The sequence below is a fragment of the Streptomyces sp. Q2 genome, assembly GCF_056820935.1.
This window is the reverse complement of record NZ_JBXEJE010000001.1, coordinates 231,750-247,350: the sequence shown is the minus strand read 5'-3', so window position 1 is coordinate 247,350 and position 15,601 is coordinate 231,750. Positions and strand designations below refer to the sequence as shown.

Genomic DNA, 15,601 nt, shown 5'->3' with positions numbered 1-15,601 from the left:
GGGACCGCGCGCCACGGGGCTTTGGAGCTCAAGGGAGCTGACCGACGCGCCGTGTCGTGTTTTCGGCGCAAGGTGACCGAGAACGTACGGCGCCAGGGTGGGTCTCTCCGAGCGCTGAGCCGGTGGCCTGTCTGGACGACGTCCGCTTGCTGCGCTGTTGCGTCGTGATCCTGCCAGCAGGGCGCCCCGATGGGGAGGTTCCGGTACCGGTCCGGATCCTTAACCGCAGGTCAGCCATATAAAGTGGGTTTTCCGGTCCGGACGGTCCAGCGGTCCGAACGGCCCGGTGGTCCGGCTGGCCGAACGGCCCGGCTGGTCCGGTGGCCCGCACGGCCCGGTGGTTCGGCTGGCTCGACGGCCCGCCTGGCCCGATGGCCTGATGGCCTGATGGCCTGATGGCCTGATGGCCTGATGGCCCGAAAAGCCAGGGTCCGACCGACCCGCCGGTCCGAACCGCCCGGTGGTCCGAACGGCCGGCCGTCCAAGCGGCCCGGTGGCCGGAACCAGTGGTCCGAACGGCTCGGTGGTCCGAACGGCCGGTGGTCCGAACGGCCCACCGGTCCGGACGTCCCACCGGTCCGGATGTCCCGACGCGAAGGAAGTAAGGGGTGGACGCCTTGGGTTCCGACTCAAAGGCACGCACGGCCTTCGCACGAACGGCCTTCGCGGAACGCCTCGCGCTGCTGTACCGAGAGGCCGGCAATCCTCCCCTCAAGAGTGTGTCCGAAGCGGTCGTACGACTCCAGCGGGTCGACGAGCGAGGGCGGGCCGTACGGGTGTCCGCTCAGCGGATCAGCGACTGGCGGCGGGCCAAGAACGTGCCCGCCCAGTTCGCCGCCCTGTCCGCCGTACTGCAGGTCCTGATTCCCCAGGCGCGCCGAGAGCGGCCCGCGCCGGTGGCGCCCGGGCTGTACGACCTGGCCCAGTGGCAGCGGCTGTGGGAGCGGGCGGTGGCCGATCCGGCGGGGGAGCGTCCCGCCGCCTCTCCGGAGGGGGAGGAAGAGCAGCAGGTCGGCGTCTGCCCCTACCGAGGGCTCGCCTCCTACCGGCAGCAGGACGCCCGGTGGTTCTTCGGCCGGGAGCGGAGTACCGAGGCTTTGGTCGCCCAGCTGTGGGCGGCGGAGAAGACGGGCGGGCTGGTGATGCTCGTCGGCGCCTCGGGGGCCGGGAAGTCCTCCCTGCTGAACGCCGGCCTGGTGCCGGCACTGGAACTCGGCGGGCTGGGTGACGAGAGCGACGTCCCGGCGCGGGAGGTGCTCCAGCTCGTGCCGGGCGCCGATCCGCTCGCGGAGCTGACCGGACGGATACCGGGGCTCGCGGAGGTCACGGCCGCCGCGGAGGAGCCCGACGCCGTACGGGACGCCGTGACGGCGTGGGCGACGCGACGCGGGAACGGGCGTGGGAACACCGCTCCTCCGGTCGTCATCGTCGACCAGTTCGAGGAAACGTTCACTCTCTGCTCCGACGAGGCTGACCGGCGTACGTTCATCCAGTTCCTGCACGCCGCCTGCACGCCCGCCCGTCCGGGCGGGCAGGCCCCCGTGCTCGTGGTCCTCGGCATCCGGGCCGACTTCTACGAGCAGTGCCTCGGGTATCCGGAACTGGCCGACGCGCTGCAGCACCGGCACATGGTGCTCGGGCCCCTGACCACCGCGGAGCTGCGGGAGGCGGTGACCGGGCCCGCCAAGGCCGTCGGGCTGGAGATGGAGCCCGGGCTGGCGGAGCTGATCACCCGTGAGGTGAGCGCCGACGGGCCGCGCGGCGCGCACGACGCGGGAGTGCTGCCGCTGCTGTCGCACGCCCTGCTCGCCACCTGGCAGCGCCGGAAGGCGGGCCGGCTGACGCTGGCCGGATACCGTGCGGCGGGCGGCATCCAGGGTGCGGTGGCGGCGACCGCCGAGCAGGCCTGGTCCGGGCTGGACCCGGCGGCCCGTACGGCCGCGCGACTGCTGCTGCTGCGGCTGGTCCGGCTGGGCGAGGACACCCAGGCGACCCGTCGGCGCGGAACGCGACGGCAGTTGGCGCAGGAGTCGAGGGACCCGGACAAGACGGAGGAGTCGCTCGAAGCCCTCGTACGCGCCCGGCTGGTGACGCTCGACGCGGAGACCGTGGAGATCACCCACGAGGCGCTGCTGACCGCCTGGCCCCGGCTGCGCGACTGGATCGACGAGGGGCGGGGCGACCATCTGCTGCGCCAGCGTCTCGAGGAGGACGGCCGAGCCTGGGAGGGTTCCCACCGCGACACCTCGCTGCTCTACCGGGGTTCGCGGCTGGAGCAGGCCCACAGCTGGGCGAAGTCCGCCGGCGAGACGTTCCTGACCCGGAGCGCGGTGGACTTCCTGGCCGCCTCGGTCAGGTTGCGCAGGCGCACGGTCTGGATCAGCCGGGGCGCGGTGTCGGCGCTGGTCGTGCTGGCCATGGTGGCCGTCGGCGCGGCGGTGATCGCGTGGCAGCAGCGCAACGACGCGGTGTTCGAGCAGGTGGTCGCCGAGGCGGACCGCGTCCAGTACACGGACCCGTCGCTGTCCGCCCAGCTCGACCTGGTGGCCCACGACCTGCGGCCGGGCGACGAGGGGACGAACAACCGGCTGATCTCGATCGTGAACGCGCCGCTGGCCACCCCGCTGCTCGGCCACACCGGCGCCGTCTACCTCACCTCGTTCAGCCCGGACGGGCGCACCCTGGCCACCGCCAGCTACGACCGGACCGTACGCCTGTGGAACGTGAAGGACCCGACCCGGCCGAAGCCCCTGGGCAAGCCGCTGACCGGGCACACGAGTTGGGTGAGCAGCGCGGTCTTCAGCCCGGACGGGCACACCCTCGCCAGTGCCGCGGACGACGGCACGATCCGGCTGTGGGACGTACGGGACCCGAGCCGGCCGAAGCCCCTGGGCAAGCCGTTGACCGGCCATGACGGCACGATCTACCTGGTCGCCTTCAGCCCGGACGGTCGGACGCTGGCCTCGGCCGGCGAGGACCACACGGTACGGCTGCGGGACGTGGCCGACCCCGGCCGGCCGAAGGCACTCGACACCCTGACCGGCCACTCGGCCGCCGTCCGCTCGGTGGCGTTCAGCCCGGACGGGCGGACACTGGCGACCGGGGGCGATGACGACACCGTCCGGCTGTGGAACGTGGCCGGCCCACGGCAGGCCCGCGCGCTCGGCCCGTCGCTCACCGGCCACACCGACCTGGTGCACTCCGTGGCCTTCAGCCCCGACGGCCGCACGCTGGCCAGCGGCAGCGCGGACAACACCGTCCGGCTGTGGAACGTTGCCGACCCACGGCACGCACAGGCGCTGGGCTCGCCGCTCACCGGCCACACCGGTGCCATCTGGTCGGTGGCCTTCAGTCCCGACGGGTCCATGCTCGCCGCCGCCAGCGCGGACAGCACGGCGATCCTGTGGAACGTCGGCGATCCGGCGTACCCCTCGCAGGTCGGCGAGCCGCTCGCCGGGAGCAGCGGCGAGATGTACGCGCTGGGCTTCAGCCCCGACGGCCGCACCCTGGCCACCGGGAGCGGCGACAGCAAGGTCCGGCTGTGGTCGATACCGACGTCGGACATGGTCGGCCGCAGCGGGGCGTTCCGCCCGGACGGCCGGGTGCTGGCCACGGCCGGGCGCGACGGGGGGGTCCGGCTGTGGAACGTGGAGACTCCCGGCCGGCCGGTGTCGCTGGGCGAGCCGTTCATGGCCGGGGACAGGGGCCAGCGCTCGCCGGCCTTCTCCCCCGACGGCCACAGCCTCGCGGTGCTCACCGGCAACCGGACGGTGCACCTGTGGAACGTCACCGACCCGACCCGGCCCGTCTCCTACGGGGCGCCCGTGGCCCTGCGGACCCGGTTCATGGGCCCGGACGCGCTGGCGTACAGCCCGGACGGGCGCACCCTGGCCACTCCCTACGACGAGCGCACCGTCCAGTTGTGGGACGTCAGCGACCCGTCCCAGGTCGTTCCGCTCGGCAAGCCGCTCACCGGCCACAGGGGTTACATCCTGTCCCTCGTCTTCAGCCCGGACGGCCACACCCTCATCAGCGGCAGCGCGGACGGCACTGTCCGGCTCTGGAACGTGGCCGACCCGCGTCACGCGAAGGCCGTCGGCACACCGCTCACCGGCCACCACGGACCCGTCAACGTGCTCGCCTTCAGTCCGGACGGCCGGACACTGGCCAGCGGCAGTGACGACGACTCGGTCCGGCTCTGGAACGTCACGGACCCCTCCGAAGCGACACCCCAGGGCCCGCCCCTGACCGGCCACACCGAGGCGGTCGTGTCGCTGACCTTCAGCCCGGACGGTGAGACCCTGGCGAGCGGCGGCAACGACAACACGGTTCGCCTGTGGAACGCCACCGACCCCGCCCACGCCTCCGCCATCGGCCAGTCGATGAGCCCCAACGCCAAGACCGGCAACTTCCTCTCCTTCAGCCCCAAGAGCCACATGCTCGGGGTGTCCAGCGGCACCGACACCGTCCGGCTGTGGAACCTCGACGTCGACGACGCGATCAACCACATCTGCTCGACCACCCGGGGCGTTCTGACGCCGGAGAAGTGGCACGAGTACCTGCCACGGCTGTCGTACGAGCCTCCGTGCGGCCGGTGAGCGGACGCGGCACGGACGAGGATCGGGCTCGGATGGGACGGATGAGACGGATGAGACGGATGGGACGGGTGGCTTGCGGAGGGGACGCGGACCGCCCGCGTGATCCCTCTCACAACTCCTTGCCATGGTTCGTTGGTCGTCTCCCGCGGGACAAGCAGCCTTGTTACTGTGGGCCTTAGCCCGATCGCTGGTGCATCCCCCGTCGCCAGCGGTCGGGCCTTTCCGTGTCCGGCGCTTCACCACTCCCCCGACATGGTGGTGCCCATCCGGCAGGGCAGGGACAGGCGGCGCACACGGACGCCACCGAGCGGCAGGCGCGGATGGCCGTGGTGGAGGCGTAGGCGCGGGCTCTCGCCGACTTCGGCCGGCGGTGACCGGTCAGCGCCACCGCCACCGCCACCTTCTTCACCTTCACCTTCACCTTCACCGACCACCGGTTTACCCCGTACCGGTCACCTGTCGCCGATGGTGATCGCCTGCGACGGGCAGAGTTCGGCCGCCTCCCGCACGTCCGGGTCGTCGCCGGTGTTCTCGCGGCCGGGTATGACGGCGCCGAATCCGTCCGCCGCCGTGAAGACGGACGGAACGCGGTAGACGCATTCGCCGGAGCCGTAGCACAGGTGGGAATCCACGGAGACCTTCATGCACAGTGCCTGCCCGTGGAACGCCCCGTTCAGGCGCCTCTTTCGGACGTCCCGGACTCACTTGTCGAAGGGCAGGTCCAGCATCCGGATGGCGTTGCCCCGCAGCAGCTTGTACGTGACCTCGTAGGGGAGGCCGGCCACGTGCTCCTCGGCGACCTGCTTGGTGTGCGGCCAGGTCGAGTCGACGTGCGGGTAGTCCGTCTCGAAGGTCGCGTTGTCCACGCCGACGGTGTCGATCGACTCGATGCCGTGCCTGTCGCGGAAGAAGCAGCAGAAGATCTGCCGGTAGTAGTACGTCGACGGCGGCTCCGGGATCAGGTCCTTGACCCCGCCCCACGCCCGGTGCTCCTCCCAGACGTCGTCGGCGCGCTCCAGGGCGTACGGGATCCACCCCATCTGCCCCTCGCTGTACGCCAGTTTCAGTCGCGGGAACTTCACCAGGACGCCGGAGAAGAGGAAGTCCATCATCGACGCCATGGCGTTGTTGAAGCTCAGCGCGGCCTGGACGGCCGGGGGCGCGTCGGGGGACGCCGCCGGCATCTGCGACGAGGACCCGATGTGCATGTTCACCACGGTCCCGGTCTCCTCGCAGACCGCGAAGAACGGGTCCCAGTAGCCGGAGTGGATCGACGGCAGCCCCAGATACGTCGGGATCTCGCTGAACGTCACGGCCCGTACGCCCCGTTCGGCGTTGCGCCGGATCTCCGTGACTGCCAGGTCGATGTCCCACAGCGGGATGAGGCACAGCGGGATGAGCCGGCCGCCGCTGTCGCCGCACCACTCCTCGACCATCCAGTCGTTGTACGCCCGCACGCACGCGAGTCCGACCTCCTTGTCCTTGGCCTCCGCGAAGGTCTGCCCGCAGAACCTCGGGAACGTCGGGAAGCACAGCGAGGCCTCGACATGGTTCATCTCCATGTCCTCCAGCCGGGCCTTCGGGTCCCAGCAGCCCCGCCGCATCTGCTCCCGTGTGATCCCGTCGAGCGTCATCTCGTCCCGCGAGAAGCCGACGGCCGCGATGATGCGCTTGTACGGGAAGAGTTCGCCCTCGTACTCCCACCAGTCGGTGATCTGGCCGTCCGGGTCCGTGGTGAACCGGTACTTCCCGCCGACGTACTGAAGATCGCCGATCCCCGCGGTGAACGGCTTCGGCCCCCTGTCCCGGTACTTCGCCGGAAGCCACGTCTCGAAGAGGTGTGCGGGCTCGATCACGTGATCGTCCACGCTGATGACCTTGGGCAGTTCCCTGGCGCTGCTGTTGTCGACACTGACACTGACCACTGCTTGCCCCCTGCTGCCTGCCGATGCACCCGGCGCGCTTATCTGACGACCCATCAGATTCAGCGTAGGGGGAGGTCCCGACGGCAGCAATACACACCGCCTTGATCGTGCGTCCGTGCGAGGGCCGGCGGGCCGTGGGTGAGAAACGGGGCACTCCTGCGCCGGTAAGCTGGGCCGGCTGCGGCACCCCCCACCAACGCCCCCGCCACCGAGGTGTGTTGAGTCCTGCGGCGGTCGAGACGTTCTACGGCATGAGGATGAAACACAGGTGCTGATAGCGGGCCGGTACCGGCTGCACGACCCCATCGGACGCGGTGCGATGGGCGAGGTCTGGCGGGCTTTCGACGAGACGCTCGGCAGGACGGTGGCCGTCAAGCTCCTCCTTCCCCACGACTCCGATCCCACGGCGACCTCGCGCTTCCGCCTGGAGGCCCAGACCGCCGGGCGGCTCAACCACCCGTACGTGGTGGCGGTCTACGACTTCGGCGAGTACGACGGCCGACTCTTTCTGGTGATGGAGCTGGTCGAGGGCGACAGCCTCGACCGCCGGCTCAGCACCGCGGGACCGCTCCCCGTCGAGCAGGTGGCCCACATCGCCGCCCAGGCCGCCGCCGGGCTCGCCGCCGCCCATCAGCAGGGCATCGTGCACCGCGACATCAAGCCCGCCAACCTGCTGCTGGACGCCGACGGCACCCTCAAGATCGGCGACTTCGGTATCGCCCGCTTCGTGGACGACCCGTCCGGCGCGCTCACCACCACCGGCCAGATCGTCGGCACCAGCCTCTACCTCGCCCCCGAGCGCGCCCTGGGCCGGGCCGCCGGTCCGGCCTCGGACGTGTACGCGCTCGGGTGCCTGCTCTACCAACTCCTCACCGGACGACCGCCGTTCCAGGCCGCCACCGCGGTGGCGATCCTGCACCAGCACCTCGACGCGGTCCCCGTACCGCCCCGGAAGAGCCGCCCCGAACTGCCTCCCGCCTTCGAGAACTTCCTCCTCGGGCTCCTCGCCAAGCAGCCCGAGGACCGTCCCACCGCGCCGCAGATCGCCGAGTGGTTCGGCGGCGGGGCGTGGCAGGGACGGTCGGATCCGTTGCCGGAACCGGTCCCCGCGGCCGTGCCCGCACCCACACCTGCCCCCGCACCCGCGCCGCTCGCGACGACGTACGCGCTGCCGTCCGCCGCCGTACGGCCGTCCCGGTCCCGTGGAGCCGGACGTGCGACCCGACCGGGTGGCCGTCGCCTGGTCGCGCACCGGCCGATGGTGGTGGCGACGGTCGCCGGAGTCCTGGTCTTCCTGGCCGCGATGCTCGCCGGCATGCTCTGGTTCTCACCGGGCAACAGCTCGGCGGAGAGCCCCGGAGGCGGCGCGCCGAGCGGCACGAGCAGTACGGACGGTACGGGCGGCACAGACAGTACGGACGGCACGAGCGGCTCTGTCACGGCCCCGGCAGCGGCCACGTCCGAGGCGGCGTCCGGAACCGACCTGTCCGACCCACCCCAGCCCTCCCCCACACCCACCTCGTCCCTCCCCACCGCCACCCCGACGACCCCCGCCCTCACCCCGACCCCCATCGCACCGGAGGACGCGACGCAGGGCCAAGACGGTCAGGACGGTCAGGACAAGGGCAAGGGCAAGGACGAGGGGGAAGAGGAACCGGACGACGAGGGCTGAGAGGTCCGAGAGCCCGGCTGCCGGAACCGGGCCGGCAACCGCCATGACCGACGGTCAGTTGTTCCAGGTCTCGTCGTACGGATCCTTGGGCGCCTTGACCGGTACGGCACCGCTGACCTCGATGAACGGGATCGGCCTGCCGTTGACCGGATCCCGGGTCCGCTTGGTCGTGTACGTGCCGGTGACCTCGAGCCACGTGTCCGGCTCCAGCACCGGCGGGATCCGGCCGGTCAGCCCGACCTTGACCGGCTGGGCGTCGGCGGCACAGCAGTTGAGGGCCATCCGGACCAGGTACGGCGTCCCCCTGCCGTCCAGCGCCACGAACCCGGCGACCTTGACCTGCCGGTCACCGAGCGAACGCCCGTGACCGTAGGCCGCCCGGCCCGCGTAGTCGACGAGGTTGAGACGGAGCGGTCCGTCGGCGGGCAAGGCGGCATAGCCGTACGGCTGTTGCAGGGCCGTCCCGGTACGCAGGGCGCTGTACGAGCCGAGGGCGGGCGGGGCGACGAGGATCAGGGCGAGGAGGGGGAGGACGAGAAGCCAGGAGATGCGGGGTTCGCGGTGGCCGTCGTGACCGTCAGGGCCGTCATGGCCGTGGGAGCCGCTGCCCTCTCCCTGCTCCGCCTGCTGGTCCTTCTTGGACCGCCACTCGTACCAGACCGTCGCCACCGCCGCCGCGATCAGGACGACGCCGGAGGCGAGCAGCATCGGACGCAGGCCGGCCTTGACGTACCGCAGGTAGAGGTCGGTGAGGCCCGCGTGCAGCAGGGCCGCGCCGAGCAGGAACAGCACGGCCGCCTGCGCCTGCCGGTTCACAGCAGCACCGCCCCGGTCAGCACCGACACCGCGATGGCGAGGACGAAGGTCGCGGGCGCGAAGCGCACGGCGAAGCCCCGCCCGAACGTCCCCGCCTGCATCGCGAACAGCTTCAGGTCGATCATCGGCCCGACGACCAGGAACGCCAGCCGCGCGGTCAGCGAGAACTGCGTCAGCGAGGCCGCCACGAACGCGTCCGCCTCCGAGCAGATCGACAGCAGGACGGCGAGAATCGCCAGCGCCAGGACCGAGACGACCGGATGCTCGGCCGCGAGACGCAGCCACTCCTCCGGCACCACCGCCTTGAGCGTCGCGGCGGCCATCGCGCCCACCACCAGGAACCCGCCCGCGTGCATCACGTCGTGCCGGACCGACCCCCAGAACGCGGCGCCCCTGCCCTGCCCCTCGTACGCCTCCCGGGCGGGCGGCCGCAGCCAGTCGGCGCGGCCGAGCCTGAGCCACAGCCAGCCCATCGCGCACGCCACCAGCAGGCTCGCGACGAAGCGGGCCAGCACCATCTCGGGGTCGTTGGGGAACGCGACAGCCGTGGCCGTCAACACGATCGGGTTGATCGCCGGCGCGGACAGCAGGAACGCCAGCGCCGCGGCCGGCGTGACCCCCCGCCGTACCAGCGCCCCCGCCACGGGCACCGACGCACACTCGCACCCCGGCAGCACCGCCCCCGCCATCCCGGCCACCGGAACCGCCAGTGCGGGCCTTCCGGGCAACGCCCGCGCGAAGAACGACGCCGGCACGAACACCGCGATCGCCGCCGACAGCAGCACACCCAGCACGAGGAAGGGCAGCGCCTGCACCATCACGGCGACGAAGACGGTCATCCAGCTCTGCATGACGGGTGCGGAGAGCGCGCGCCGGACAGGGCCCTGGGCGAGGACCATCAGGACGAGCAGCAGGGTCAGCGCGAGCTGGGAGTTGAGCCGCCACCCGTCTCTCCCGTGCGGCGGAGGGCTCGGGGCGTCGCCCGTCTGCCGCGGAGCGGCTTTGGTGATGGCCACGGGCGAGGTACCTCCGGGCTTCGGGGTCGATCCCTTTACTCCTGTACGGGGATTCTGCCTCTGTTGTTCAACTCCGCGCGGGATCATGACCCGGTCCCTCCGGACCCGGCCGTACGACCACCCGTACCAGTGAGGCAGGCTGTTCCCCTGTGGTGAGCGTTCCGAATCAGAGTCCGCCCGGTGGCGCACCCGCCGCGCACATGGTGGTGTGCGGCGACGACGGGCTCGCGCACCGGCTGGCCGCCGAACTGCGCGGTGTGTACGGCGAACAGGTCACCCTCGTCGTGCCGCCCGCCGAGCGCACCGTACGGCCACCGGTCGTCGGACGTGCCCGCGCGGCCTCGGCGCTGCTGGACCGGGTGGTGAACGCGGCCGTCAACCGGGCCGGGATGACCGGGGTCGTGGCGGACTCCCCTGGGCTCGATCCGGTGGTCGTGGAGGCCGGAGAGGTGACCGAGACCGTGCTCGCCGAGGCGGGTGTGGAGCGGGCCGCCGCGCTCGCCCTCGTCTACGACGACGACGAGACCAACATCCGCGCCGCCCTTACCGCCCGCCGTCTCCATCCCACCCTGCGGCTCGTACTGCGGCTGTACAACCGGCGGTTGGGACAGCACATCGAGGAACTCCTCGACCAGGCGGCCGCGTTGGCCACCGGCGGCACGACGGGACCTGCCGCGGTCTTCGACGCCTCCACGACGGTCCTGTCCGACGCCGACACGGCCGCACCCGCGCTGGCCGCGAGCGCCGTCGTCGGCACCAGCAAGGTCGTACAGACCGACGGGCTGATGCTGCGCGCGGTGGAGCGTCCGGTGCCGAGACCCGGCGAGACGGCCGAGCCGGGGCTGGCGACGCTCGCGCTGCTGTCCGCGACGCCCAACGACCCGAACGGCCGCCCGAACGGCGGCCTGGCCGGCGATCCGAACGGTCCCGAGAGCGGCGAGCAGGGGCCGCTGCTGCTGCCCGACGCGGCGACGGTACGGGCCGCCGCCGGGCGCGGAACCGTCGTACTGGAGCAGGTCTCGTACTCCGGGCCCGCCCTGCCCGCCGGGCGCGGGATCGTGCCGCCGTTCGCCTCGCTGTTCTCGCGGCGGCTGCGGTGGTCGCTGGCCGGGCTGGTGGGGTGCGTGGTCGCGCTCGCGGTCGCGCTGACCCTGGTCACCGGCGACCATCCGCTGCACGCGACCTACCTGACCCTGCTCGACCTCTTCGCCATCAACGACCCCGCGGTCGGCGCGTCCACCGGCCGCCAGATCCTCCAGCTCCTCTCCGGTCTGGTCGGGTTGCTGCTCCTGCCGGTGCTGCTGGCGGCGGTGCTGGAAGCGCTGGGCACCTTCCGGAGCGCGTCCGCGCTGCGCAAGCCGCCGCGCGGGCTGGGCGGCCATGTCGTGCTGCTGGGCCTCGGCAAGATCGGTACGCGGGTGCTGACCCGGTTGCGCGAACTGAACATCCCCGTGGTGTGCGTCGAGTCCGACCCCGACGCGCGTGGACTCGCCACGGCGCGGCGGCTGCGGGTGCCGGTGGTGCTCGGTGACGTCACCCAGGAGGGCGTCCTGGAGGCCGCCAAGATCCACCGCGCGAACTCGCTGCTAGCGGTGACCAGCGCGGACACGACCAACCTGGAGGCGGTGCTGTACGCGCGGTCCGTACGGCCCGACCTGCGGGTCGTCCTGCGGCTGTACGACGACGATTTCGCGACCGCCGTGTACCGCACCCTCCGGGCCGCGCACCCTGGCGCGTCCACGCGGAGCCGGAGTGTGTCGCATCTGGCGGCGCCCGCGTTCGCCGGGGCGATGATGGGGCGGCAGATCCTGGGGGCGATCCCGGTCGAGCGGCGGGTGTTGTTGTTCGCGGCCGTGGAGGTGGGCGGGCATCCGCAGTTGGAGGGGAAGACGGTCGGGGAGGCGTTTCGGGCGGGGGCGTGGCGGGTGCTCGCGCTGGACACGGCGGCCTCCGGGGGCGGGGGCGGGCAGGAGGAGCCGGCCGCGGAGGAGGCCTATGAGGACGTGCGGTCCTCGGGTGCGTCGTCCGGGTTGGTGTGGGATCTGCCCGACACGTATGTGCTGCGGGGGTCGGACCGGGTGGTGCTGGCGGCGACGCGCCGAGGGCTGGCGGAGTTGCTGGGCAGGCGGGCGCGGCGGGAGCGGGCGGGGGCGTAGGTGGTGGCCGGGGTGGGTCTGGGGTGGGTCTGGGTGGGCGTGTAGGCGGCACCCGGTGCTCGGGCTGGGCTGGGGCGTAGGCGGCACCCGGTGTCCGGGTTGGGCCGGGCTGCGCAACCCACCCCGGCCCAGCCCGGCGCTGCGGGGTGCCGCCTACGCCCACCCGTGCCGCCCCAGCGGCACGACTGCCCGCAGGCTGACGCCCTCGGCTAGACGGGCAAGTGCCTTGCCGCGAAGTCCAGTTCCAGTTGGACCTGCTTGATGCGTTCGTCGACGACCAGGGAGCCGTGGCCCGCGTCGTAGCGGTACACCTCGTGGATCGCGCCCCTGGTCTCCAGGCGTTTGACGTAGTTGTCGATCTGGCGGATCGGGCAGCGGGGGTCGTTGACGCCGGCCGAGATGTAGACCGGGGCCTTGACCTGGTCCACGTACGTGATGGGTGAGGACGCCTCGAAGCGTTCCGGGACTTCCTCCGGGGTGCCGCCCAGCAGGGTGCGGTCCATGGCCTTCAGGGCTTCCATCTCGTCGTGGTACGCCGTGACGTAGTCGGCGACCGGGACCGCCGCGATGCCGAGGGACCACGCGCCGGGCTGGGTGCCGAGGCCGAGGAGGGTGAGGTAGCCGCCCCAGGAGCCGCCGGTGAGGATGAGGCGGGAGGGGTCGGCGAGGCCGGAGGTGATCGCCCATTCGCGGACCGCCGCGACGTCCTCCAGCTCGATGAGGCCGACCCGGTGCTTCAGGGCGTCGGTCCAGTCGCGGCCGTAGCCCGTGGAGCCACGGTAGTTGACGCGGACCACCGCGTACCCGTGGTCCACCCAGGCCGCCGGGCCCGCGGCGAAGGAGTCGCTGTCGTGCCAGGTCGGGCCGCCGTGGATGTCGAAGACCGTGGGGAGCGGGCCGGTCGCGCCCGCCGGCTTCTGGACCAGGGCGTGGATGCGGCCGCCCGGGCCCTCCACCCACACGTCCTGCACGGGCACGGATCCCGGGGACTTCATGCCGGGCGGGTCGAGGACGACCCTGCCGGTCGTCGAGCGGACGGTCGAGGACTCGGCGGCCGAGGACCAGAGGTACTCCACGCTGCCGTCGGGACGGGCGGTCGCCCCGGAGACCGTGCCTGCCGGGGTCGGGATCCTGACCAGGTCGCGGGTCGCCGGGTCGTAGCGGAAGAGCTCGCTGCGGGCCTCGAAGCTGTGCGCGATGAGCAGCCCGGTGCCGTCCGGGTACCACTCGGCGCTCACGTCGCCGGGCAGGTCCAGGGCGAGGTCGTTCTCCACGCCGGTCGCCACGTCCCACACCAGGGGCTCCCAGCGGCCCCGCCGCTGATGCCCGATCAACAGCCGGGTGTCCCCCTGCACCGGCGCGAAGCCGAGCACCTCGAGGCCCAGCTCCCTGCTGCCGCCCTTGGTGTCGTCGAGTTCGGCGACCGGTGTGCCGTCGGGGCGAAGGACGCGCAGTGCCGAGTGCATCGCGTCGCCGTGCTCGGTGTGCTCGATCGCGATCAGCGAGCCGTCGTGGGAGAGGTCGCCCACGCCGGCCGACTCGCGGTGGCGGTAGATCTCGACGGGGGCCTCGCCGGTGCGGGCGACATGGATCGTCGTACCGTCCTCGTCGGTCGACCGGCCCACGACCGCCGTACGGCCGTCCCGTCCGAGCGCCAGGCCCGCCGGGTACGACGCGTCCAGCCCGGGCGTGGCGAGCTCGTCCTCCCCGCCCTCGAACGGCTGGCGGCGCCAGACCCCGAACTCGTCGCCGTCCTTGTCGTCGAACCACCACACCCAGGTGCCGTCCGGGGAGAGCACACCGTCCGTCGTGCCGTTCGGCCGGTCGGTCACCTGGCGTTGCCCGCCCGTCGCGCGGTCCCAGGCATACAGCTCGTACGTCCCCGTCGCGTTCGACACGAACAGGGAGCGGTCCGGTGCGTCCTCCGCCCAGTCCGGCAGCGACACCCGGGGCGCCCGGAAGCGCTTCTCCCAGTCCGGCATCTCCTCGTTGCGCTCGGCCGCGGCGGACCCGTTGCTCTCAGTCATGGCCCCATACTGCCCGCACCGACCGACAACGCGCTGGCCAGGGACCCCAGCCTGTGGATAACTTTCGCCCCGCCGCCCGCCGCCCGCCGCCCGCCGCACCCGTCAGCCCTCGGCGCTCCCGGTCCGTTGTCAGTGGCGTGGTGCAGACTCTTCGGCATGACCGATCTGCGCGGGACAGTCGAGACCTTCTGGGCCTGTGCCGAGGCCCGGGACTGGGACACGTTCGCCGACACGCTGGCCGAGGACGTGGTGTACACGCTGCCGCAGACGCGCGAGCGGATCAGCGGACGGGAGAAGTACGTCCGGTTCAACCGCGAGTATCCGGGCGACTGGCACCTGCGCGTCGAGCGGATCGTCGCCGAGCCTGACCAGGTGGTGACCTGGCTCCACGTCACGGTGGGACCGGAGGAGATGCACGGCATCTCGTTCTTCACGGGGGACGAGAGCGGCCGGATATCCGCCGTCACCGACTTCTGGCCGGAGCCGTACGAGCCTCCGGCCGGCCGGGAACACCTCGCCGAGCGGTACTGACCCCCAGGGGCGGGCCCCCGCAGGAGCCCCGTACCTTTGTTGGCGTGTACCGGTTTCTGCTGACGCCCCGTTGGTGGGGGATCAACGTCTTCGTGCTGCTCGCCATCCCCTTCTGCGTCTTCATGGGGTCGTGGCAGCTGAGCCGCTTCGAGGACCGGATGCAGGACCACCAGGCCGCGAGCGCCGAGGCCGGGTCCGCGGGCCGGGAGACCGCCCGTCCGCTGACCGAGCTGCTGCCCGTGGACAAGGTGACCTCCGGCAAGCCGGCCACCGCGACCGGCAGGTACGACCGGCAGCTCCTCGTCCCGGACCGCGAACTGGACGGCAAGAACGGCTACTACGTCCTGACGCTGCTGCGCACCGACGGCGGCAAGGCCCTGCCCGTCGTCCGGGGCTGGCTGCCCGGAACCCCCGACCCTGCGAAGGCCCCGGCCGCGCCCACCGGCGAGGTCACCGTGACCGGTGCCCTCCAGGCGTCCGAGTCGCCGGGGAGCAACGGCGTCAGTGCCGAGGGCGGGCTGCCGGCCGGGCAGACCGCGGCGATCAGCGCGGCGTCGCTGGTGAACCTCGTGCCGTACGACGTGTACGACGCGTGGATCACGCTCACCAAGGCGGACTCGGGGATGACGGCCGTGCCCGCCGCGGCGCCGGCGGACACGGGGCTGGACCTGAAGGCGTTCCAGAACCTCGGGTACACCGGGGAGTGGTTCGTCTTCGCCGGGTTCGTGGTGTTCATGTGGTTCCGGCTGCTGCGGCGGGAGATCGAGTTCCTCAGGGACGCCGAGCTGGGGCTCGTACCGGACGAGGACCAGGACGAGGACCAGGACGAGCAAGCGGGCCGGGTGACGGTCTGAGAAGAC

At 72.2% G+C, this 15,601-nt stretch carries 10 protein-coding genes; 5 read left to right on the top strand and 5 right to left on the bottom strand.

Annotation, left to right across the window (positions count from 1 at the left end):
• Positions 1–608 precede the first annotated feature (608 nt).
• Complete coding sequence (locus tag ACWBNA_RS01130) at positions 609–4,598, top strand: nSTAND1 domain-containing NTPase (protein ID WP_482701316.1); 3,990 nt, start codon at positions 609–611, stop codon at positions 4,596–4,598.
• A gap of 452 nt (positions 4,599–5,050) precedes the next feature.
• Here ACWBNA_RS01130 and ACWBNA_RS01125 read toward each other — a convergent pair whose 3' ends face one another.
• Positions 5,051–5,242: a ferredoxin gene (locus ACWBNA_RS01125; RefSeq protein ID WP_482701314.1), complete on the bottom strand. Its 192-nt coding sequence runs from the start codon at positions 5,240–5,242 to the stop codon at positions 5,051–5,053.
• A 57-nt stretch (positions 5,243–5,299) separates the two neighbouring features.
• A complete protein-coding gene (locus ACWBNA_RS01120; protein WP_482701313.1) occupies positions 5,300–6,523 on the bottom strand; it encodes an amidohydrolase family protein in 1,224 nt (407 codons plus the stop codon).
• 268 nt (positions 6,524–6,791) lie between these two features.
• Here ACWBNA_RS01120 and ACWBNA_RS01115 point away from each other — a divergent pair, with 268 nt between their 5' ends.
• Positions 6,792–8,195: a serine/threonine-protein kinase gene (locus ACWBNA_RS01115; RefSeq protein ID WP_482701311.1), complete on the top strand. Its 1,404-nt coding sequence runs from the start codon at positions 6,792–6,794 to the stop codon at positions 8,193–8,195.
• A gap of 54 nt (positions 8,196–8,249) precedes the next feature.
• Here ACWBNA_RS01115 and ACWBNA_RS01110 read toward each other — a convergent pair whose 3' ends face one another.
• The gene (locus ACWBNA_RS01110; RefSeq protein WP_482701309.1) at positions 8,250–9,011 is read right to left on the bottom strand and encodes a TIGR03943 family putative permease subunit; all 762 of its coding nucleotides are present in this window, start codon (positions 9,009–9,011) and stop codon (positions 8,250–8,252) included.
• On the bottom strand, positions 9,008–10,027 hold the full coding sequence (locus tag ACWBNA_RS01105) for a permease (protein ID WP_482701307.1): 1,020 nt from the start codon (positions 10,025–10,027) through the stop codon (positions 9,008–9,010). Before ACWBNA_RS01105 ends, ACWBNA_RS01110 begins: the two co-directional genes overlap by 4 nt.
• A 200-nt stretch (positions 10,028–10,227) precedes the next feature.
• Here ACWBNA_RS01105 and ACWBNA_RS01100 point away from each other — a divergent pair, with 200 nt between their 5' ends.
• Positions 10,228–12,183 carry an NAD-binding protein gene (locus ACWBNA_RS01100; RefSeq protein WP_482701685.1) on the top strand — a complete coding sequence of 652 codons (1,956 nt, stop codon included), beginning with the start codon at positions 10,228–10,230 and terminating at the stop codon, positions 12,181–12,183.
• 209 nt (positions 12,184–12,392) lie between these two features.
• Here the strand turns inward: ACWBNA_RS01100 and ACWBNA_RS01095 are convergent, their stop codons facing one another.
• The gene (locus ACWBNA_RS01095) at positions 12,393–14,210 is read right to left on the bottom strand and encodes a S9 family peptidase (protein ID WP_482701305.1); all 1,818 of its coding nucleotides are present in this window, start codon (positions 14,208–14,210) and stop codon (positions 12,393–12,395) included.
• Positions 14,211–14,366: 156 nt separating this feature from the next.
• Between ACWBNA_RS01095 and ACWBNA_RS01090 the strand changes: the two genes are divergently transcribed.
• Entirely contained in the window at positions 14,367–14,741 is a 375-nt protein-coding gene (locus tag ACWBNA_RS01090) for a nuclear transport factor 2 family protein (RefSeq protein WP_482701303.1), read from the top strand.
• Between the two features lie 44 nt (positions 14,742–14,785).
• Positions 14,786–15,595, top strand: a complete 810-nt coding sequence (locus ACWBNA_RS01085; protein ID WP_482701301.1) for an SURF1 family protein — start codon at positions 14,786–14,788, stop codon at positions 15,593–15,595.
• Positions 15,596–15,601 lie beyond the last annotated feature (6 nt).

Excerpts from the sequence above, each read along its gene's own strand:
- ACWBNA_RS01095 (WP_482701305.1), bottom strand. The coding sequence starts at position 14,210 with ATGACTGAGAGCAACGGGTCCGCCGCGGCCGAGCGCAACGAGGAGATG.
- ACWBNA_RS01090 (WP_482701303.1), top strand. The coding sequence starts at position 14,367 with ATGACCGATCTGCGCGGGACAGTCGAGACCTTCTGGGCCTGTGCCGAG.
- ACWBNA_RS01125 (WP_482701314.1), bottom strand. The coding sequence starts at position 5,242 with ATGAAGGTCTCCGTGGATTCCCACCTGTGCTACGGCTCCGGCGAATGC.
- ACWBNA_RS01100 (WP_482701685.1), top strand. The coding sequence starts at position 10,228 with ATGGTGGTGTGCGGCGACGACGGGCTCGCGCACCGGCTGGCCGCCGAA.